The 20,947-nt window shown below is 49.5% G+C and carries 23 protein-coding genes; 8 read left to right on the top strand and 15 right to left on the bottom strand.

What is annotated here, in order from left to right; all coding sequences use genetic code 11:
* Positions 1–20 precede the first annotated feature (20 nt).
* Both QXJ75_01995 and QXJ75_01990 read left to right on the top strand, forming a co-directional pair.
* Positions 21–299, top strand: a complete 279-nt coding sequence (locus tag QXJ75_01995) for a DUF131 domain-containing protein (protein ID MEM3736852.1) — start codon at positions 21–23, stop codon at positions 297–299.
* Between the two features lie 11 nt (positions 300–310).
* Positions 311–733, top strand: a complete 423-nt coding sequence (locus tag QXJ75_01990) for a DUF131 domain-containing protein (protein ID MEM3736851.1) — start codon at positions 311–313, stop codon at positions 731–733.
* An 87-nt stretch (positions 734–820) separates the two neighbouring features.
* Here the strand turns inward: QXJ75_01990 and QXJ75_01985 are convergent, their stop codons facing one another.
* A complete protein-coding gene (locus QXJ75_01985) occupies positions 821–1,273 on the bottom strand; it encodes an NUDIX hydrolase (protein ID MEM3736850.1) in 453 nt (150 codons plus the stop codon).
* Between the two features lie 178 nt (positions 1,274–1,451).
* Here QXJ75_01985 and QXJ75_01980 point away from each other — a divergent pair, with 178 nt between their 5' ends.
* The 3 genes from QXJ75_01980 (at position 1,452) to QXJ75_01970 (ending at position 4,568) form a co-directional block, all read left to right on the top strand.
* Complete coding sequence (locus QXJ75_01980; GenBank protein ID MEM3736849.1) at positions 1,452–2,933, top strand: RtcB family protein; 1,482 nt, start codon at positions 1,452–1,454, stop codon at positions 2,931–2,933.
* 142 nt (positions 2,934–3,075) lie between these two features.
* Positions 3,076–3,861 carry a proteasome assembly chaperone family protein gene (locus tag QXJ75_01975; protein ID MEM3736848.1) on the top strand — a complete coding sequence of 262 codons (786 nt, stop codon included), beginning with the start codon at positions 3,076–3,078 and terminating at the stop codon, positions 3,859–3,861.
* 110 nt (positions 3,862–3,971) lie between these two features.
* The gene (locus QXJ75_01970) at positions 3,972–4,568 is read left to right on the top strand and encodes a PAC2 family protein (GenBank protein ID MEM3736847.1); all 597 of its coding nucleotides are present in this window, start codon (positions 3,972–3,974) and stop codon (positions 4,566–4,568) included.
* Here QXJ75_01970 and QXJ75_01965 read toward each other — a convergent pair.
* The 9 genes from QXJ75_01965 to QXJ75_01925 form a co-directional block, all read right to left on the bottom strand.
* Positions 4,524–5,177, bottom strand: coding sequence for a class I SAM-dependent methyltransferase (locus QXJ75_01965; protein MEM3736846.1), 654 nt, complete (start codon positions 5,175–5,177; stop codon positions 4,524–4,526). The two genes, QXJ75_01970 and QXJ75_01965, sit on opposite strands and share 45 nt — an antisense overlap.
* The gene (gene rsmA / locus QXJ75_01960; GenBank protein MEM3736845.1) at positions 5,149–5,979 is read right to left on the bottom strand and encodes a 16S rRNA (adenine(1518)-N(6)/adenine(1519)-N(6))-dimethyltransferase RsmA; all 831 of its coding nucleotides are present in this window, start codon (positions 5,977–5,979) and stop codon (positions 5,149–5,151) included. Before rsmA ends, QXJ75_01965 begins: the two co-directional genes overlap by 29 nt.
* Before the next feature lie 42 nt (positions 5,980–6,021).
* Positions 6,022–6,579 carry a DUF655 domain-containing protein gene (locus QXJ75_01955; GenBank protein MEM3736844.1) on the bottom strand — a complete coding sequence of 186 codons (558 nt, stop codon included), beginning with the start codon at positions 6,577–6,579 and terminating at the stop codon, positions 6,022–6,024.
* A gap of 111 nt (positions 6,580–6,690) precedes the next feature.
* Positions 6,691–7,008 (bottom strand): hypothetical protein, encoded by a 318-nt coding sequence (locus QXJ75_01950; GenBank protein MEM3736843.1) that lies wholly within the window; start codon positions 7,006–7,008, stop codon positions 6,691–6,693.
* A 29-nt stretch (positions 7,009–7,037) separates the two neighbouring features.
* Complete coding sequence (locus QXJ75_01945) at positions 7,038–7,322, bottom strand: 50S ribosomal protein L21e (protein ID MEM3736842.1); 285 nt, start codon at positions 7,320–7,322, stop codon at positions 7,038–7,040.
* Positions 7,319–8,650 carry a tRNA pseudouridine(54/55) synthase Pus10 gene (locus QXJ75_01940; GenBank protein MEM3736841.1) on the bottom strand — a complete coding sequence of 444 codons (1,332 nt, stop codon included), beginning with the start codon at positions 8,648–8,650 and terminating at the stop codon, positions 7,319–7,321. The genes QXJ75_01945 and QXJ75_01940 overlap by 4 nt, the downstream gene beginning before the upstream one ends.
* 188 nt (positions 8,651–8,838) lie before the next feature.
* Positions 8,839–10,173 (bottom strand): signal recognition particle protein Srp54, encoded by a 1,335-nt coding sequence (locus tag QXJ75_01935; GenBank protein MEM3736840.1) that lies wholly within the window; start codon positions 10,171–10,173, stop codon positions 8,839–8,841.
* A gap of 210 nt (positions 10,174–10,383) precedes the next feature.
* Positions 10,384–11,553 carry a DUF1464 family protein gene (locus QXJ75_01930; GenBank protein MEM3736839.1) on the bottom strand — a complete coding sequence of 390 codons (1,170 nt, stop codon included), beginning with the start codon at positions 11,551–11,553 and terminating at the stop codon, positions 10,384–10,386.
* A gap of 13 nt (positions 11,554–11,566) precedes the next feature.
* Positions 11,567–12,538 (bottom strand): GHMP kinase, encoded by a 972-nt coding sequence (locus QXJ75_01925; GenBank protein ID MEM3736838.1) that lies wholly within the window; start codon positions 12,536–12,538, stop codon positions 11,567–11,569.
* Positions 12,539–12,978: 440 nt separating this feature from the next.
* On the opposite strand from QXJ75_01925, the gene QXJ75_01920 reads away from it, so the two are divergent.
* Positions 12,979–13,440, top strand: coding sequence for a YbhB/YbcL family Raf kinase inhibitor-like protein (locus QXJ75_01920; protein ID MEM3736837.1), 462 nt, complete (start codon positions 12,979–12,981; stop codon positions 13,438–13,440).
* 309 nt (positions 13,441–13,749) lie between these two features.
* Positions 13,750–14,283 (top strand): nicotinamide-nucleotide adenylyltransferase, encoded by a 534-nt coding sequence (locus tag QXJ75_01915; protein MEM3736836.1) that lies wholly within the window; start codon positions 13,750–13,752, stop codon positions 14,281–14,283.
* Here QXJ75_01915 and QXJ75_01910 read toward each other — a convergent pair.
* Positions 14,280–15,083 (bottom strand): SAM-dependent chlorinase/fluorinase, encoded by an 804-nt coding sequence (locus tag QXJ75_01910; GenBank protein ID MEM3736835.1) that lies wholly within the window; start codon positions 15,081–15,083, stop codon positions 14,280–14,282. The genes QXJ75_01915 and QXJ75_01910 overlap by 4 nt on opposite strands.
* 63 nt (positions 15,084–15,146) lie before the next feature.
* Between QXJ75_01910 and QXJ75_01905 the strand changes: the two genes are divergently transcribed.
* Positions 15,147–16,313: an alanine--glyoxylate aminotransferase family protein gene (locus QXJ75_01905; protein ID MEM3736834.1), complete on the top strand. Its 1,167-nt coding sequence runs from the start codon at positions 15,147–15,149 to the stop codon at positions 16,311–16,313.
* Here the strand turns inward: QXJ75_01905 and coaBC are convergent.
* From coaBC to mfnA, 4 genes are read right to left on the bottom strand one after another with little or no spacing between them, the layout of a single operon-like run.
* Entirely contained in the window at positions 16,287–17,531 is a 1,245-nt protein-coding gene (coaBC, locus tag QXJ75_01900; protein ID MEM3736833.1) for a bifunctional phosphopantothenoylcysteine decarboxylase/phosphopantothenate--cysteine ligase CoaBC, read from the bottom strand. The two genes, QXJ75_01905 and coaBC, sit on opposite strands and share 27 nt — an antisense overlap.
* Positions 17,532–17,535: 4 nt before the next feature.
* Positions 17,536–18,474: a 2-dehydropantoate 2-reductase gene (locus tag QXJ75_01895; GenBank protein ID MEM3736832.1), complete on the bottom strand. Its 939-nt coding sequence runs from the start codon at positions 18,472–18,474 to the stop codon at positions 17,536–17,538.
* Positions 18,475–18,480: 6 nt separating this feature from the next.
* The gene (gene hxlA / locus QXJ75_01890) at positions 18,481–19,782 is read right to left on the bottom strand and encodes a 3-hexulose-6-phosphate synthase (protein ID MEM3736831.1); all 1,302 of its coding nucleotides are present in this window, start codon (positions 19,780–19,782) and stop codon (positions 18,481–18,483) included.
* Positions 19,772–20,932: a tyrosine decarboxylase MfnA gene (gene mfnA, locus QXJ75_01885; GenBank protein ID MEM3736830.1), complete on the bottom strand. Its 1,161-nt coding sequence runs from the start codon at positions 20,930–20,932 to the stop codon at positions 19,772–19,774. The genes hxlA and mfnA overlap by 11 nt, the downstream gene beginning before the upstream one ends.
* Positions 20,933–20,947 lie beyond the last annotated feature (15 nt).

The following is a 20,947-nucleotide window of genomic DNA, read 5'->3' as shown; positions in this document are numbered from 1 at the left end:
AAGGGTTATAAAAATGGAGTGTGAAGAGTGATCTGGAGAGACTGTTGTCCACCAACATACTCATAAATGTGGGTTCCATCCTAATAGTTGTCGGTCTCATAGTTGTCTTGCTCTCAGTTCTATCAGCCATGTTCGCCGCTGTGCGAGGGGGGAGGGTTCGAGGGGGGGGTGTCATATTGATCGGCCCAATTCCAATCTTATTCGGCTCCGACGCCAAGATAGTGAAAGGTCTAATCTACCTAGCCATAATCTTAATGATCATAGTCTCAGTTATCATGGTAATCCCAACCCTACTCTAGGAGGGTAAACGTTGGCTGAGAATCTTTGTGAACTCTGCGGGAAGCAAGATGCCTTATATATCTGCCGGCGATGTGGCAATAGGATCTGTGAAGCCTGCTTCGACTACACTGGCTGGGTATGTAGCATCTGCGCGAAGAGTGCCACTAAACCGCAGACGTCAGGTCTCAAAAAATTGTTAAACCCGTATAGTTTTCCCTTAATCTTCATGGTTGGTTCGCTCATAACCTTCATCGGTGTGGTTATCATCTTCATCTCAGCGCTGGGCAGCCCAAGCTCTATCGCAGGTGGCGGGATTCTGCTGATCGGTCCTATCCCTATAGTGTTCGGAACAGGCCCAGACTTCCTCGTTCTACTCCCAATCGCTGTAGCCCTAACTATAATTGCTTTTGTCTTCTTCTTCCTCCTCCTGACCCCGCGGCTGAGGGCAGTTTAGGTAGGGCACCCCAACCTTACATTCAAACAGCATGGATTAAGCACTGAACCTTCCCCAGCCCTATACGCCTAATAACGCCACAAAAAACTACTTCACCCTCTCACCGCGGCCTAGTTGGTTAAGCATTTCACCGGCTTTCATCACAATCTCCCTCTCGTTCTTATAAGTCAATACGGTTATTGCCTCCTCTAAGGGTAACCACCTAACTTCTTCGACCTCAAAATCGTGGTTAGCTTCGGAGCCGCTGACAAATTCCAATAGATAAAAATGGACAGTCTTGAAGATTCGAGCCTCATCATCTCGAGAATAATACCAGTAGCTTATCTCTCCTATTTTACCTACGGGTCTCCCCATAAGCCCTGTCTCTTCCCTCGTCTCCCTCACCGCGGACTCCTCAAGCGTCTCATCGGCCTCAACTAAACCTTTAGGCAGACACCAAACTTTGCCCCCCCTCCTAGCCGTCAATGCTACCTCATGAGAGTTGCCCCGTCTCTTGAAGATCACCCCACCAGAAGAAATCTGCCGTTTTATCTTAACCATACATCACCCCACTGGTATACAAGAAGCCACTACACCTCTTACTAAAAATAGGGTTCGCGTCCTTATAACATAGGATTGTAGATTGGTACACATAGGATAGGTGCTCCCAGCCGAACCATAAATAAAACTTGACATATATATAGTCCCAAACAATTAAACTGAGCTGGAGGACTGTAGTATGGAGGAAGGCGAAAAGCCGAGGGGGACTTCTGGCAAGGTTGTCCTAAAACAGATCGACAAGTACGTGTGGGAGATACCGCGATCCTACAAGCCTGGCATGAGGGTTCCTGGAAGGATCTATGCAAATGAGACCCTCCTAGAGAAGATGAGGATGGACATGACGCTTGAACAGTGCGCCAACGTAGCCTTCCTACCTGGCATCTACAAATGGTCAATAACGTTGCCTGACGGCCACGAAGGTTACGGCTTCCCTATCGGTGGGGTGGCCGCAACAGACTATGAGGAGGGTGTTGTTAGCCCCGGCGGCGTGGGGTATGATATAAACTGCGGAGTACGCCTCCTCAGGACTAACCTCGACGAGGATGAGCTACGCCCTCATCTCAACAAGCTCCTCGACGCGTTGTTCGATTATATACCCTCCGGTCTAGGCAGTAGGGGTAGGGTAAGGCTTACACCTCAGCAGCTGGACGAAGCGGTCGCTGAAGGTGTTAAATGGGCCATTAGAGAAGGTTACGGTTGGGCTGAAGATGCTGAGCATTGCGAAGAGAATGGGTCTATGCGTGGGGCCGACCCGTCAAAGGTTTCTTCCACAGCCAAGAGCCGAGGAGCCCCACAGCTTGGGAGTCTAGGCAGCGGAAACCATTTCCTCGAGGTTGAGAGGGTGGACAAGATCTTTGACGAGGGAACCGCGAAAGCTTTAGGTATAAAGAAAATCGGGCAGGTCTGTGTTTTAATCCATACGGGTAGTAGGGGCTTCGGCCACCAGGTATGCAGTGACTATCTACGAATTATGGAGGGGGCTGTTCATAAATATGGCATAAAATTACCTGACAGGGAACTTGCCTGTAGCCCAGCTAAGAGCAGAGAGTTAGAAGACTACCTGGCCGCTATGGGTGCGGCTGCCAACTTCGCCTGGGTCAACAGGCAGCTGATAACCCACTGGACACGCGAAGTCTTTCAGAAAGTCATGGGTAGCTCAGCTGAGGATCTCGACTTAAGGCTTATTTACGATGTTGCGCACAACATAGCGAAAGTTGAAGAGCACCAGATAGACGGTGGTAAACGCCGGGTATACGTCCACAGGAAAGGTGCCACTAGAGCCTTCCCTCCAAAACACTCAGAGATCCCCGCTGACTATAGGGAGATAGGCCAACCAGTGCTCATACCTGGGAGCATGGGCACAGCCTCGTGGCTCCTCATCGGGACAGCGAAGGCTATGGAACTCAGCTTCGGCTCCACCGCCCATGGCGCAGGGCGCTTCATGAGTAGAGCTGCCGCTAAAAAGAGGTTCTGGGGGAGCAATGTTAAAAGGGAGCTCGAGCAGGCTGGCGTGCTAGTTCGAGTAACCAACATAGCTCTCGTGAGTGAGGAGGCGCCAGGCGCATACAAGGATGTGGATGAGGTGGCCGATGTGAGCCACCAGCTGGGGATAGCCCGCAAAGTATGTAGACTTACACCTATAGGCGTTTCAAAGGGGTGACTCATTTTTTTACTGTCAACAAGTATGGGAGGATTTTTCATATGCACGCAGATCTCAACCCTTATGAAGCATCAAATACATTTACTGTCGTCTTTCGCGGTGTGGAATCATCCTTCGATATGGTACGGTTCGGGTGTGAGCTGTGAAGGCTGTTGTTAAGCTATACAGGGAACCAAGTGTAAGTAATCCTGTGCTCATAGGCGGGTTACCTGGAATTGCGTATGTAGCGAAGCTTTCGACTGATTACTTGATAAATGAGCTGAGGGCAGAACTATTCGGGGAGATTTACTCGCCCTTCTTCCCGCCCTACGTATTAATCAAGAAGGATGGTACAGTGGAGCTAATGAAGAACGAACTATACTGCTGGTCAGATAGGAACTTGGAGAGGGGGGCAGTAATCTACACTGGGAACACTCAGGCAACATCCCCGGAAGGGCAGTATGCCATCGCAGAGGAAGTCCTGAATTTGGCTGAACGTTTCGGTGTGAAGAGGGTCTTCACGTTGGCTGCGTATGTAACTGAGAGATCCGCTGAGAAGCCGAGGGTCTACATTGCGGCAACAGACCCCAAGCTAGTCGATGAGATGAAGGTTTACGGGGCGAAGCCCATGGAGGAAGGTAGCATCGGCGGCACAAACGGGTTACTCTTCGGGCTGGCCAAGTTGAGGGGGATGGAGGGTATATGCCTCCTCGGAGAGACCGTAGGTTATACCACCCCAACAGGTCAATCCCTTGTTGACGCTAAAGCCGCCAAAGCCATCCTCGAGGTTCTCACCAAGATATTGGGGTTGAAGATCGACATGGCGCCCCTCGAGAGCCAAGCTAAAGCGACCGCCGAGATCATACAAAAGATAGAAGAGGTGGAGCGCCAAGCCATCGAGGAAGCAACCAGGATAGCCCCCCCCAAAGACCGTATGTTATATATCTAAACTCTGGCGGTGAGAGTATCGCCAAGACATACATAGAATATCTGAAAAGGCCAGTTTTAAGGGAGCCAATAGCCATTGTAGGCTCTCCAGGTCTCAGGTCGATCGGTAAATTGGCTGTAGAGTACCTCGTCGAGGGCTTGAGGGCTTCACTATTTGCCGAACTCTACTCACCCTATTTCCCAGTTATCTACTATACTAAACCCTCTTACGCTCCTCACCCCTCCCTACCAGGCTCAGGCGGCGTAAAATTGGTGAAATCAGGTTTAGATCTCCCAGCTGTCCGTTTCTACTCGCATAACAACCCAGACCTCTTGATAACTGTGGGCTATCACGCAAACTTTCAAGGACAGTTTGAGGTGGCTGAGAAGGCACTGGACCTATTCAAAGAGTTCGAGGTTAAGAGAATTTTCATACTAGCTGGTTACGGGTATAAGGGGAAGGATGTCTGTTGTGCTGCGACAGATCTAAATCTCATCGAGGAGATGAAAAGTCACGGTATTGATGTTGGATATATTGGCCCCTTCTACGGTTTCTCAGGTTTAGTTTTCGGGTTCGCCAAACTTAGAGGGATAGAGGGCATCTGCCTCTTTGGAAGAAGTGAACCAAACATAGAAGATCCTGAACACCCTGACCCAGCAGCGGCCCGTGCGGTTGTGCGGTGTTTAGAGGTGATCTTGGGTCTTAAACTCCATACAACCGAAAATTAGCCTCCGTCTCGCTTCAATGCAGACGATGGTTTCAAAGGGAAAACGAGTTTCCCCTAACATTCTAACCCAGTAGCCTTTCTCCTCTAACCTCTTCACAGTCTCATCAATTCTGGAGAGTGTTGACTGCACCAAATAGATACGCCCATCCTTTTTGAGATGATCTCCAACTTCTTCTAAAAAACGGTCTACAACTTCTCTTCCACTCTCGCCCCCCTGCCAAGACTTCTCCAATATGCTGCACCCTTCCTCGGGTGTAGATGGAAGGTAAGGCGGGTTAAATAGGATGACATCAAACACTTCCCCAACTCCTATGGGGCCAAACAGATCTCCCACGAGTACCTCCACTTTACCATTAAGACCGTTTAACCGAGCATTCCATAGTGTGGCCTTCGCTGCGGAAGGGTTGATATCGGTCGCAACGACCCTTCCAGCCCTCAAAGCGGCCAGTAGTGCGTTTATACCGCATCCACAACCTATCTCTAAAACTTCCTCGCCGTCTCTTACTTTGAAGTTCTCAGCTAAAAGTAAGCTGTCATCGGAGGGTAGGTATACATCCTCGGGAACGAGGAACTTGAGTTCTCTAAACTCTACTATGCGTAGCCGCTCCATAAATTGCATCCGCCAAAACACCAAACTCTTCAGGAGTTAACGTGAATACTCTTCTATCCAGTAAATGAGCGGGCAAACTGGCGGCTTCCAGCTTTGGCAGATGCATACTTCTTAATAGGATCTTTAAAGCTTTCTTAACAGTTCTATTCCTTTGGGTAAATAAAGTTCTGACAACCTCCTCGAACAGTTTCCAATCTGCCACCTTGAAAGGTAGCTCTCTTCTGGGCTGGATCCTGGTTATGGTCGAGGCCACCTCAGGAGGTGGATAAAATGCTGAGGGGGGAAGAGCCTCTAACAGCTCGACTTCCGCCTTCACATAACTCATCACAGTTAACCTACCATAGTTTCTATGACCAGGGCATGCAGCCATCCTCTCCGCGAACTCTTTCTGGAGCGTTAATACCCCACAATCGAACCTCTCTCCTAGAAGCTTGAAGATTATCTTCGATATTGAAGCGTAGGGGGGATTAGACGCCACCTTATTGTACTTTGGGACGCCCATTTTTAGAAAGTCACCTTCCAATATTTCCACTCTCTCTTCATCCTCAAACATTTTCCTCAAAACTGCGGCAAGCCTAGGGTCCTTCTCAATCGTAATCACTCTCCTAGCTCTAGTCGCCAGAAGTTTCGTCAAAAACCCCAAGCCTCCGCCAATCTCAAGAACCACATCATTCCCCGTTATGTTCGCATACTCCACAACCCTTCGAAGCGCCTGATCGTCTACCATGAAGTTCTGGCTAAGGTCTCTCCTGAGCCGTATATTCTGCTCTCTTAGGAGCCTCTTAAGGTGCTCCAAGTCCATGGCAATACCAGAAGTCTAACCGTAAATAACGCCTCTCATGGTTCACCTACAAAAGAGTTTATACTTCTGATCAGCCATCAGCTCGTCCAGTATCCTTTTAGCAACCACTTTCATAGGGTCTGGGAGGCCTGTTCTATTCTGGATATCATTGAAGCTCTCGAAGGGCCTTTTTTCCCTCTCATTCACAATCTGCCACATATACTTCTTCCCAATGCCGGGAAGCAACTCGAAAGCATGCATCCGCGGGGTTATAGACTGGGCTTTGTTAAAGAATTCTACAAATCTAGCTTCGCCTTTTTTAACAATCTCCTCCACCACATAGGGGAGTTCACCCTTTGCAGTCGGGGTCAACTCTTCAAATGGTATCCTCCCTATTATATGACTGACCTTATCCCTCTTCTCTTTGCCAATGTAAATCCTTTCGTGTAGGTTTACCACAATGTTTGGCCGTGCAGCAGCCTCAAGTAGTGTAAAAAACTCTTCTCCAATTATCTGGATGATAGGCTCCGCTATGTATCTTCCCCCTGAAACTGCTCTGCCCCTAGGGAGGAAGTCCAACACATAGCCGTACTCTTCATAGTGTCTCTTCTCTCTTTCCATGTGTGCAAATTGCACCTCAGGAGACTATTTTAGACTATGTTGGATCCTTACCTACTTCCGTGCTATCGCGCTTAGAAAAATGGAGATCGCCTTCGTCGTAGCGTGGACACGCTACTTCCTATACTTATCTATAAGTGCCAATGCATCTTTTAGTTTGGCTGTCTCTATCACTTTATGGCGAGGAATGAAGACTCTCAACTCCTCCAAGGTCTCAGGCATCGAATTCACAATCTGGACAGCCTCACTAAGGCTTACGCCTAACTGCGCTGTGAGCTGCTCCGCAAGCCTCTCAGCATCATCGGGATCGATCTTTGAAAATAGTATTGCATAATCCAAGGTTCTTCTCTGAAACTGGTTTAACTCACGGTTAAGGCCTTCCAACATCTTCTTCGCTTTAGCTATAGTTACAGGTTTACTCTCGATAATCATCTTAGGCAAAACTTAACACCCCTTCAACTTTATAGGGGTTTAAGGTGATCCGGCATAGAGATAACCTGTCTCACCTTACCTCCATCTTGCACGCTGAGCACATAAGCCCTGCCCCTCTTCTCACTGATTACACCGACCTTTCCATGGTATCGTCGGTGGGGTTGCCCTTTAACTTTCGATGGCTCTATTTGTATGACGACCCTATCTCCGATATTATATTCCCTGAGTAGGGAGCTTACACTCATTCTGCAAGCACTCCATCCCTTTCTGAAGAGTTGTCTCGTCCTAGAGCGGTAACCTTTCGACCTCTTCAACTCGCCCCTCTCCTCCCAACATCCAACACGTTTAACTCCACACACCGGGCCTTCTTACCTATTAGGGTAGCTACGCTGGGGGTTGTCCTACCCTCGTCGCCCTCCACCAGCTCCTTCACGTATAGGCCCCCTTGGCAGTGTATCGTTAAATCAAAACTCTTAGCCGATATCTTCTTTACATTAACCTTATATATGTATCTTTCCCGAACTTTATCAACTCTACGATGGAGGACTCTGCTCGGGGTGGCTTGTTTTATATAGCAACCTGTTAGAACCTTCGAAACTTTCTCCAAGTCGTCATCCGTAATTTCACCGTCAACCTCCACGATGGCTTGGTATACCTTATCCGCAGACTCTCCCATCTTCAACTTCTTCACATAATCCTTCCCAACCACTTGGAGATCTTCAACTTCAACCTTCCCACTCTTAGCAATAGCATCCCTCACCTCCTCCAACTTGAGGCTACGGATACGTGGTCTCTTAACTTCGAGTACGAAGGGTCTTCCCTCGCCGAGAACCTTCGCATCTACATCCTCTCTACCACTTGCGTGAAGTATAGCATCTTCCCCCATAGTCCTCATAAGTATTGGTTGCGCGATTATCTCCTGTACCGAGTCTTCATACCTCCTACCAGTCCCCCCACATGACGGGCACCCTTTCCCTCTGCACTTATTGCAAAGCCACCTCGACTGGGGAATTCCAGCCTTGAGCTTCTTGTAGCGACCTGCGATGAATAAGGGGTTAACTTGGAGAGTAACCTCCCCCTTATACGGGTCAACTGTGAAGTTTACGTCGGGATTTGTATAATTTACCTTCTTCATGGTTTTGTGTGAAATTATCTTCCCGATCTCTCTTGTAAACTCACTCCTAATCGCCTCCCCCCAATTCACACCGTGTTTAGCTCGTAACGAGTCCTCAGCTTCCGTTACATGCGAAGGTATCTTCGCGCCTACGAGAAAACTATGGAACTCGTAGCCTTCAGCCTTACTTATGGCTTCGGTGGCCAAAGCGTCTATTTCCTCAAGTTTCCCTTTGCAGACTTCACACTCCCGTGGCTCTGCGTCGGGTTGGATAGATAACTTCTCCAAGGTTGCCTTCGCAAAATCTGAGAAGCCGTTAGAGGCTAGTTTCTTCAGGAGGTCTCTTCCCTTTCTCTTGCCCTCTATAATCATCGCGTAAGCCGCCATCACCAAAGTATTCTTCAACGATCTACCTCTCTCAGCATTACTGGCGCCACTGGCAAGGCTGGCGAACTGTCTTCCAAGACAGTTGTCACACAGGGCGTGAGCCTCTACAAGTTTTTCAGCCATCTTCAATATCTCTTCCACTTAAACCATCTCACCTAGTCTTCATTGCCCGCTTGGAACCTCGTCGGCTCTCCAGACTTGGGAAACTTTCAAATGGGCGCCAGCATATCCTGCCCCTCATATTTAGCATATACCCGTATTCGCTCTTCCACCTCAGTGTGTGAAAGCTGCTACAAGTGGATTTCTGATCTCCAATAGATCTTCTACCTCTACCCACGCAACATCTTCTCAAACATCTTGAATGGTTTCCTTTGCCGCATCAAAGTCTTCAACATCTTTTTCGACATCTCGTATTGTTGTATCAGCTCCTTAACTTCCCTCTCACTTCTCCCCGAGCCCCGACTTATCCTTCGCACTCTTGAAGGATTAACTATCTTTGGGTTTTCCCTCTCGGCTTTAGTCATGGACTGAATGATCACTCTAAAACTATCAATCTTCTCCTCGGTCAAGTTGACCATCGAATCTGGAATCTGACCTGCCCCCCCAGGCATCATTCTGAGCACTTTGCCCAAAGGCCCCAATTTCCGCAAGTTCTCGATTTGCTCATACATATCTGTAAGAGTGAACTTACCGCTCAAGATGGCCTTAGCCTTATCCTCAGCAATTTTAACTTCAGCCTCCTTAAACTTCTCTACAAGCCCTTGAATGTCGCCCATCCCCAATAGCCGGCCGACAAATCTAGGCGGGTCAAAGAGTTCAATATCTTCAACTTTCTCGCCTGTACCTATGAAGAGGATAGGCGCACCCGTAGCTGCTACAGCCGATAAGGCGCCTCCACCCTTTGCTGCTCCATCAAGTTTCGTCACATAGATTGCGCCTATTTCTGTGGCTTCATGGAATCCACGTGCTTGAACTGCCGCCTGCTGACCTATGGTTCCATCTATGACTAAGATTATCTGGTCTGGCTTTACAACAGCCGCCATCTCTTTCATCTCCTCGATAAGGCTGGCATCATCCCTATGTCTTCCAGCAGTGTCAACGATTATGGCTTCGTAACCAGCTCTCCTAAAGGCGTCGACGCCGTTCTTTGCGATTTTCACAGGCTCCATGCCACTCTCCTCCCCATAGACAGGTATCCCGGCGGTATCGGCCAGCTGTTTGAGTTGTGCGAGAGCGCCAGGTCTATATGTATCAGCGCATACTACCGCCGCCTTGACTCCTCTCTTCTTAAGGAACCGTGCAATTTTGACGGCACCTGTAGTCTTTCCTGAACCTTGGATACCAACGAGCATCAAGGTGCTTACTCTGCCCGCTTGGACTGCGAGTCTAGACGGCTTTTCACCGAGGAGCTTGGTCAGCTCCTCGTATAAGACCTTCACCACATGCTCTCTACGTGAGACTCCTGGAGGGAGCTTCTCGTGGAGAGCACGGTTCTCAACCTCTTTTGAGAGGTCTAGAACCATTTGAACGTTTACATCAGCCTGGAGGAGCGCCCTCTGGAGGTCTTTTACCAGCTCCTTCACTGCAGCCTCATCTACGAGGGGAAGTCTCAGAATTCTTCTCAGCGACTCATTTAGGGTTGAACCCACCTTCTCCAGCGTCACCCAGAATGCACCCAACCAATCTGTGAATTGATCAACAAAAGTAACTTATTAGCTATCCCTTTCACTATGCCCTTCTTTAGGGCCAGTAAAAAAGTGGCGGGCTCTGAAAGAGGCAGCTATCCCTGCAGGCGCGTGAAAAAATCTGGCTGGGAATCTGAAAGTTCATCGCCCCTCGTGGTGGCATGCCGAAGAGCCGGTTTTGATACAGTTTTAAGGTTGAGGTGTTTGACTGTATATTTCCTTCAACCTCTGAACTAGTGTCTTTTCCAGATATATGTGGTCGAAGATCGTGCCCCTGCTTTCTCTCAGCCTCATAACATCGACAAGTCTAGAGTACCTACCGCCGGCTATCCCATTTGCCAATACTGCGGCACCTTCAGCTCCTTCCTTAACATTCTTAGCCCTCCTACCCAAGATCTCCACACTAACCTCGCCCACTAACTTCCCGAGAAAACCTTTTAACCTGTCCTTTAAATCTGCCAAAAAATCTGGCACACGTACAAATCTTCCGCTCAGAATTATCTCGCCGGGGTTTCTGAGCGTGGCCAAGAGCACTGCTACATCCTTCAAGATGGCTTCAAGCATGGCTTCATAGGCTGCGCTCACTTTCTCGTTTCTCTTCGCCAACTTCACAAACTCCTCGGGAGAAATGGCATAGGGGTCTATATGCCCAACATGAGCTACGCCACCTGAGAACAAGAGTAATTTAGAGAAGTTGCTGGCAGCATTCGCAAGTGCATATGCAAGTTCAGCGTCCATACCACCCATCCCCAAGTAGCCCGCCCCACCAACAGTCCCCCCGACGCCGTCAATGACCCTGCCCTTATCCACTGCGACTGCAGCTGTATACGCGAAGCCCACCTCAACGAGTATAAACGATGTCTCTTCATAGTCGATGTTGCGGCGCTCTGCCTGATCCTTCACGGCTAAAACTACACTGAAGAGTTTGTCCGCGGTTCCCATGTCAATCCTGTTGATCTTGCGGTGGTCTGGAACGGTCGGCAAATGTATTATGCCCGGAGTGAACCATACGTTCAGATCTTCCGCCCTCCTCATTAATAACATCAACTCCCTAAGCCCAATGATCTTAAGCCTTCGCCGAGCATCGCTCTGGCTCACAAACGTAGCCAACATTATGTCAGACTCGCTGGCCTCCCGTGCCATCTTAAGTGGCAGTCCATATCCACTAGGACCTACAATCGCGTCGATGCTACCGTACCTCCTAACCGCTTCTCTTACAATATCGAGCACCACCCTTGGTCTCGTCGTGACCTCGTCCCTCGGCACAGCCTCGTCTAGGAAGATCTCGTCGGTTGAATCGTCGAAGCCGAAGAGATCCATACTCTTAGTGCCCGGGTCTATACCCAAAGCTTTGGCCATCCTTTTCACCCCCTCATCTGCAGACTACTGAGGCGCCGCTATTATTTGGGTGTGCATAGAATACTTCCCCACCACCTCTTGTAGCTAGATGTCGCCTTAGCCTATCTGCAAGCCTTCCAGCCTCATCTTCGCCCTCTACGAGACCGTAAAATGTCGGCCCCCAACAACTCTGGCATGCTCCGAGTGCCCCCTCCTCCAACATCAGCTTCACGCCCTCATCTACTAACGGGTGGCAGTAGATGCCGTGTTGGTGGTCGCTCCAATAACGCCCAAGCCCCCCGTTAAGGGACGTTATAGCCTTCCCGAATGTTTTAACGTCGTTTTCTACCAATGCTGGTAGCATCTGTATCAGAGTTATTCTAGCCAGCTCAGAGGAGAGTTCTTGAGGCATAGGTTTGAGTTGTTCTAATATGCTCTCTTCCGCAGCCTTTATCCTTAAGACTTCAGGTATTGGCGCCGCTGGAATGCAGACCACGAAGTATAACTCCTCTGGGATCTTGTGGTGGAATACTAGAGGTGGCACTTTCTTCCCTCTCTCTCCAAGTTTGAACCCGCCGTCAACTATGAATCCGCCAACTTTGAAAGAGTGCACACCAAGCCCAGTTATGGAACCTCTGCCCAAAAATAAGGCAAGGCTCTCAACATCGGCCTCCACACAATAAAGCCGTGATAGGGCGGTAGCTATTGAGAGGGCGAGAGCTGTCTGCGAACCCATACCGACATGTTTAGGTATCGCCCGTTCCACCTTGATCATCGCCCCCCCTGTAACCCCGAACTTAGCGAAGAAAGCCTCCGCGTAGCGTGTTGCGTTCGCGGCATCTTCGCCCTCAATTTCAAACTCCTCAGATATGCTCGCCCTGACTAATGTGTGGGGGGTATCTATTGTGAACCCTATTGTGCCATAAAGTCTCTCAAGGTTGCCGGTTAAATCTATGTTCCCTACATGTAGATGCGCTGGGGCTCTTACAACTATCTCAGAGTGCATTGCACATACCTCGAGGTGTTTTAATAGTTGAAGCGACGTTAATCTATTTAGTTTCCGCCCGCATCTTCTGAGAACATTGCTAAATAGCCTTCTATCCTTCCGCCGATGGTTGAGCTCTCGCTGATCATCGTATGAAATTCAAGTACGACACACATCCCCTCAGCCCCTCAAAGCTCTTTAAATTCCGTAAATAATCCCCTCAGTTGAGCGATCCAGCAAAAAATCTATTACGCACTCGAATCTGCAACCGTTATATGTTAATTTTCATACAACTTAACCGGTCAAGTTTCAGTTAATCCTTTCAGGTGTTGAAACCCATGGTGCTCATAGTTCTATTTGGAATCTTGAACGCATAGAGTTTCATCTTTTTACCGCATCCGCGGGATAGAATGTAAGATTTTTATGTCGAGAGTGTCAGTAACCACTGGGGTGTAAGTTAAATGACCATGGTTATAACCAGTAGAGCATTTAAGAATAACGAGTCTATACCTTCTCAATACACTTGCGACGGCAAAGATGTCTCCCCTCCACTATGTTGGAGTGGTGCACCTCAAGGAACGAAGACCTACGCCTTAATTGTAGACGACCCAGATGCACCTGGGGGAACATTCACTCACTGGGTGATTTTTAACATACCTAGCTCCGAGAGTGGCTTGCAGGAGAACGTGCCTAAGACAGGTAAGCTTCCTAATGGCGCAATACAGGGAAAAAACGACTTCGGCAGAAACGGTTACGGAGGCCCATGCCCGCCCTCAGGCACGCATAGGTATCAGTTTCACCTTTACGCCTTAGACACGCAATTAAATCTCCCACCAGGCGCTACAAAACAGGATTTACAAAGAGCCATGAGGGGGCACATCCTCGCGAAAGCTGAGCTTATAGGGTTATACAGCAGACATTAAGGTTGCGCCAGGTCTTCACAGCCTCACGCCTCTGCAAGTTTTCAGCAGCTAAGTTTCATAGGTTGCGTGGAGAGAGCATCCGTTTATCTGCAGCAATCTTAAATCTTCTAGAGGTGTGCGAAGAATTGGGCCGTTAAATTAGGCCAAGTTCTGATGGTGACGTAATGAACACCTCGGAGAATAGGAGGGCTGTTGCAGTATATGTTAGAGAACTTACCGCCCCCTCATAGGCTGGTAAGAGATCTAACCTACTTCACCCTTTGCACATAGGGCAATGGCTAAAAGGGAATCCAGAGAAATATTTCTGGTATGACTGGTAGGGTAGGGTTCTATATAGGTAGATTTCAACCGCCTCACAAAGGACATATACATGCTATCCTCTACGCGCTGGGGAAGGTTGAGGAGTTGATCATCGGCATCGGTAGTGCTCAGTATAGCCATGAGCCGATGAACCCCTTCACAACCGGAGAGAGGTTTGCCATGCTCAGGCTGGCGTTGGATGAGGCTGGTATAGATCGCGGTAGATACATTATAATTCACATTCCTGACACGGGCACTCACAGCGTGTGGGTAGCTCACCTGAAGTCTTTGACCCCGCAGTTTGACGTAGTCTTCTCCAACGATCCCTTGACTTCACGTCTTCTCAAGGAGTCCGGTTTTATCGTCGAGAGGATACCGTTTCTTCAGCGAGATAAGTTCAACGCCACCTTAGTCAGGGAGAAGATACTGAATGGTGAGAACTGGGAAGATCTTGTGCCCAGCTCAGTAGCTGCTTTCATAAAGAAGATAGGCGGAGTTGAGCGGGTGAGAGAGTTGACCTACTCTGATAAGCTTGACCATTAGATCAAGGCCACCTCAACCCTCTTAGAGGCGGCTGCCCTCAACTGCCTAGCGGCATCCCCCTGATTTATGGAGACCTCCAAGAAACCTCCACTACCAACAACAGCAAGGAAACATCCCGGAGCCACGTTTGAGTAAGTCTCCCGGAGCCGCATCTTCTCGGAGCCCCCGTCTGAAACGGTGACCTTCACCTCGGAATTCAACCTCACCCCTCCCTCGCTTAGATGCCTAGGCGTAATGTTAGTCACGATGTTGCCGAAATTGTCTATATGTATTATTTCGCCTATTATGTGGCATCCGTGAACTTCAGCTTCAGAGAACTTGGGTACCTGGTAGTCGAATATCTCAGGCCCAAAGGCAGACGGTTTTATCCCAGCCGCTAGATGCCCAGCCACCGGCGCGAATACATCCCTTCCATGGAAAGTATCCGAAATCTGCCTACGGAGGAAAGCAGTGTTCTCAATCTTGTATACGTGTCTCACCACCTGCTCTCTTGCAGCCAGAGCCAACAATCCATTATCAGGTCCTACAAAGTAAGCTCTCTCCCCTTCAATGACGATTGGCCGCCTTCCACTACCCACTCCTGGATCTACGACTGCGAGGTGAACTGTGCCCTCGGGGAATATCTTTGCACTTCTGGCTAAGAAGTAGGCGCCCATTCGAACGTTGTGTCTCTCGACCTCATGGGTTATGTCGACTAGAATTACATTCCTGCATACTTCAAGTATAGCTGCCTTAACTTCTGCTACATACGAGTCTCTTAATCCAAAGTCGGAGAGTAAGGTGACAATCAAGCTACCCACCCAGAGAAACCTTTTTCAACCATGTTATAAGTATAGAGCCAATATAGATGCGGAGTTGAGTTAATGATCGATAGCCCGCTTCTAATGGTGCCGGGGCCTACAGGTATCCCAGCAAGAATAATGGCAGCTATGAGTAGGCCCATGATGAACCACCGTGGGCCAGCTTTCCGAAACCTCTACCAGCGAATATTGGAGAATCTGAAATACGCCTTCCAAACCAAGAATGATGTCTACCCTCTGACTTGCTCGGGAACTGGTGGGGTAGAGTTTGCTGTAGGGAACCTGATATCGAGGGGGGACAAAGTCTTGACTATCGTCAGTGGTCTTTTCGGCGAGAGGATGAGAGAAGCTATAGTGCGTTACGGTGGAGACCCAGTCACGCTCGAGTCTGAATGGGGCAGCGCCCCCACTACTCAAAAAATTGAGGCAGCACTAGAATCTGGGAAAGATGTGAAGGCTATAGCCCTAGTTTACAATGAAACATCCACCGGTGTCACATTAAGAGATCTCCCCGCGATAGGGAAAATTGCCAGGAAACGTGATTTGTTCCTAATTGTGGACGGCATCTCCATCCTTGGTGGAGACTACCTACCAATTGATGAGTGGAATATTGACATGTGTATAGCGGGCAGCCAGAAGTGCCTCGCCTGCCCCCCGGGGATTTCAATGGTATCTGTAAGCGAACGAGCCTATGAGGCGGCTGCTAAAAATAACCAACGCCCATTCTACTTTGACCTAATCTCCCACCGTGAGTTTAAGGGTAAAATGGAGACGCCCTTCACCCCAGCGGTCTCCCTATTCTACGCTCTCGATGAGGCTTTAATATGGTTGAAAGAGGAAACCTTGGAGAGGAGGATCGAGCGGCATAAGGCATGTGCTGAGGCCTTTTATAGGAGCTTCGAGAGGGCGGGGCTGAAGTTTGTGGCTGAGAAGGGTCTCAGGTCTCACACAACCATCGCCGTATATACACCTGAAGGTGTCGAGGATGCTAAGCTAAGAGAGGTTATGCGGGGCAAATACGGGGTAATCGTAGGCGGCGGCGCCGGTAAACTTAAAGGTAAGACCTTCAGGATTGGGAGCATGGGAGCAGTCTCAACCCCTCAAGTGCTAACCACGGTGAGAGCTGTATTAATGGCTCTAAAAGATTTAGGCTATCAGAGTCAAACTAGTCTGGATAATATACTCTCTGAGGTGAAGCATAACTTACCTCCCCTCCCGACTTTTCTTTAGGTTTAGGGCTCGATTAAGGATCTTCTTAGCAATTTCACTTTTGAGGGAGAGTGGTATTTTCTCGAAATTCCCGCTGTTGTCAACCACTATAACTTCGCTTGTATCCGACCCGAACTCAACCCCTTTCTTGCTCACATCGTTGACTACAATTATGTCGGCGTTGCTTCTAATCAACCGATCATATGCATCTCTGATCATGTTCTCTTCTGGTAGATTATACACAGCCCTAAAGAGGATGAGGATCACATCCGGGCATATCTTCTTGACTTCGTCAATAATCTTCGGTGTCGCCTTCAACCTTAAGGTCAGATCTGAAACTTCTGAGCTGGGCAGCTTATAGTTGTAGGGAGCCGCAGGTGTGTAGTCAGCGGCGGCAGCTACGGCTACCACAAAGTCGTAGCTGGCTGACTTGAGTTCTGAGACCACCGCCTCACGCATTTCCTCGGTCGCCTCAACCCATAGCACCTTAGCTCCAGCTGGAGGTGTAGCGGCTCCTGGGCCATACACCAATGTGACTTCCGCTCCACGCCTTAAAGCCTCTTGGGCAATCGCAGCGCCCATCTTCCCGGAGCTCCTATTTGTAATTATTCGGATAGGGTCTATGTGTTCGTGTGTGGGGCCTGCCGTGATCAGCACCTTTAAACCAGCCATATCATGATGCCCCAACCTCCTGAGAACACGCTCTACTATGGTATCGGTTGACGCTAACTTGGCTTTTCCCTCCTCCAACCTAGGCTCTACGAATTCGAAGCCAAGAGTCTTGAGCCTATCAATGTTATCCCTCATTATCTGGTGGTCGTAGAGGGTTTCATGCATCGCCGGGCAGACTAAGACAGGTATCCTCGATCCAAGGGCTGCTAAAGCGAAGACTATGACAGGTGTGTCGCATATGCCATGAGCAATCTTGCTTATTGTGTTTATGGTTGCTGGCGCGATAAGGAGAAGGTCGGCCTTACCTTTAGGTCCTCCCAAAAGCTCAACATATTCGGTCTTCCCTGTTATCTCCGTTATCACAGGTCTCCCAGTCGCCCATTCTAATGCGTTGGGGTGGACTATCTTTTGGGCCGCTTTGGACATAACAACGTGGACCTCTGCGCCACGCCTAATTAGCTCTCTTGCAATCTTCACAGTCTCAACCGCCGCGATGCTCCCCGTGATGCAGAGGATTAACTTCTTCCCTTCCAACTCGCCGCTGGAGGTCCCAATAATATCGCTCAAGGACTCACCTCCGCTCAACTATACGCTCTGAAACTTTTGATGCTTTAGCCTTAACAAGCTGAGTTAAAATTCTGTTTAGGGGGGTTGGCACCCCGACCTGCCCACCTACATGTGATATAGCCCCATTTATGAAATCTATCTCAGTAGGTCGACCTCGCTCCACGTCTATCAACATGGAGTTGATGTTCTCTGAGGTCAACTCGGCCACGGTTAACATCTGCAAAACTGGGTCGCCACTCAGCTCGACTCCTAACCTCTCAGCCACCTTACGGCCTTCCTCCACTGTCTCAACCATCAACCCCCTCAGTCCATCGACTTTGATGAGTTCCCCGTTCTTCATTCCCGTGAGTGCGGCGAAGGGGTTTATGCCTGCATTGACTAAGGTCTTCATCCAAACTGCGTCGGAGATGTTATGTGTCACTTTTGTGGTTAGCCCTGAACTGTTGAAAGCTTCCGCAACTATTTGAGCTCTGGGCGTGATCTTTCCACTTAGTTCCCCAATAACCGTCTCCCCCATCCCTGTATGTATGATCACACCTGGCCTATCAAGGATAGCTGCACACCCAGTCACACCCCTCATCAAGTCTTCCCGCTGGACCAACTTCATGGCTAGCTCTTCTACACCTAACCCATTCTGGAGACATAACAGGGGTGTCCCACCTTTTATCAACCCTCTAGCAACTGAGAGAGCTTGAACCGTAGAGTAGGCTTTCACGGTGAGAAGCAAGAGATCATATTTCCTTCTCTCAACCTCATCGATATCGCTTACCGCCCAGAGGTCTCTGACTGTGCAATGCTGAATGCCTTCAATCCTCAAACCTAGCCGCCTAATCGCCTCCACATGATCCTTTCGGCCTATCAATGTTACATCGTTCCCATTTTTTGCAAGCAAACCGCCAAAGAGGCTTCCAATAGCTCCAGCACCTATGACAGCTATCCTCAAAGAGAGTCACCCTAAATCCTTCTCCCACCTCTTCAATTGGAGGATTCCTGAGAGGGTGCACCCGCGCTTTATTTCCTCCCTTATCCTGATCTCCTTCTCGAAGACATCTTCAGCACGGTTGGCTACTTCCACTGCAGCCTCAGCCGATACAACAACTATACCGTTCTCGTCACCGATGATCCAGTCACCCGGCCGAACCTTTATTCCGCCGCAGGTTACTTCTACGTTTATCTCCCCGAGCCCTCTCGGCTCGCCGGCAGTCGGGTTTATATGCCGTGCAAAGGCTGGAAATTTGAGCTCCCTTATAGCGTCGACATCCCTTATTCCGCCGTCTATCACTACACCAGACAGCCCCCTCTTTATGCAACTTAGAGTGGCCAACTCCCCCCATACCGCCTCCATCCCCCCACCCGCGTCGATTACTATCACACTTTGAGGGTCGGCTATGTCTATCGCCTCTATCGGTTTCGCCCAGTCGCCTGGGTAAGTTCTTACAGTAACAGCCTTGCCAACAGCCTTAACTCCCTCCACTATAGGTTTTATTCCCCTCATCTCGCCTTTCCTCTGAAGGGCATCAGAGATATTCGGGGTTGATACCTCTCTAAAGACTCGCACCAGATCACTCTCCCCGTACTTTTTATAGTGTTTTGTCGGGAGGGGCTTGCGGCTCACCATGGCCCTCTTTATTGCGGCAGCCGCTCTCTCAGCATTTGCAGCCTTGGTTATAGCTCCACCCACTATCACTATGCTGGCGCCCATCTCAACGGCTGAGGCGGCCGTTTCACTGTTTATACCTCCCGCTACCGCGACTGGTACGTGCACCGCTTCCACAACCTCTCTCAGAACCTTCAGAGGGTCCACCCCCCGCATTTGCTGGTCTATGCCTGTGTGCGCACATATGTAATCAACCCCCAAGTTTTCTAACTGTAATGCCCTCTTCGTAGCGTTCTCGACGCCTAGGAGGTCGACCATGATCTTCGATCCCAACCGCCTGCCAGCTTCAACTGCCTCTCGGACGGTGATCTCGTCAGCTGTACCAAGAAGGATAACTACATCGGCGCCCGCTCTCGCCGCCATCTCCACTTCTATGGCGCCGGTGTCAACAGTTTTCATATCTGCCAAAATAGTGTGCTCTTTGAAACTTTTCTTCAATCTTCTAACGGCTTCGATGCCTTCGCTCTTTATAAGAGGTGTTCCAGCCTCAATCCAATCCACGCCGCCTCTCACGGCTTCTTCGGCCACCTTCAATGCCCTATCAAAACTGATGAAGTCGAGTGCAAGCTGAAGGACCGGTCTCTCAAACTTCATGTGCAAATCTCCCTACAATACTCCGTAGAGCGTCGATGAACATGTCGACAACTCTCTCAGTTAGGTGCGGCATGACGACGATCCTCATGAAGTCCTGCATAGACGAGACTGCCCACCCCATCTCTCTAAGCTCCCTGACAAGCATACCTACATCTGGGCTCTTGGATCTTATGCCGACGATATTCATGGTTGGCGGCAGAACCAGCCCTAAGCCTTCTATTCTCATAACCTCCTCAGATATCTTCTGAGTCAACCTCATACAACGGCGTACCACTCTCCGGTAGCCGCTCCAGCCTAGATACTTGAGAAGAGCCCAGACGGCGCACACTGATGCGCCAGGCCTAGTCCCCCCTAAGGTGCGGCTGCGGGCTCCACCTCCCATAATATATTGTGTCTTTACCCCAAAGTCCTTCAACAATTCCTCCCCTCTAAAGAGAATTCCACCCGCAGGGATCGGCGCCATTCCCATTTTGTGCGGGTCTACCGTAATAGAGCAAACCCCAGGCAGCCTGAAGTCGAAGTCAGGCAGAGTGTAGCCCATCTCCTTGAGGAAGGGTATTACAAATCCTCCGAAGGCTGCGTCGACATGCAAGCTAACGCCGTGTCGAGTTGCAATCTCTGAGAGCTCAGGGAGCGGGTCGATGGTGCCTAGAGCCGTAGTGCCCGCGATCCCTACTATAGCAACAGTGTTCTCGCTGATTGCTCTCTCTACCTCATCAACTTTAACCACGAAATTCTCGTCTGTATCCACATAGACTGGTTTGATTCTTAATAGATCTGCAGCTTTCTCGAAGGAGAAGTGGGCTGTCTTTGGAAGAATCACCTCGGGGTTTGTCTTCTTCGCGGCGTTTCTCGCAACCCATAGAGCCGTTAGGTTCGCCTCAGACCCACCCGACACTATATAGCCACAAGCATCTGGGTTTGCCAGCCACCCCCCCAACGTTCTGATGACATCCTTCTCAATCTCAGATGTTTCCGGAAACAGGCCTGGATCTCCAATGTTTCTATCAATAAACTGCATATACGTCTTCAAAGCCAGCGGATGGGGGAGAGTACACATAGAGCTGAGTATTCGCCCCCTCCTGTAGGAGGGTTCACTACGTAAGCGTCGTGAGAGTTCTCTCAAAACTCTAATTTCACTTTCCCCCAAATCTCGCGACCCTTC

Source organism: Candidatus Bathyarchaeia archaeon (assembly GCA_038883335.1).
GTDB lineage: Archaea > Thermoproteota > Bathyarchaeia > Hecatellales > Hecatellaceae > JAVZMI01.
This window is presented reverse-complemented; position numbering and strand designations above follow the sequence as displayed.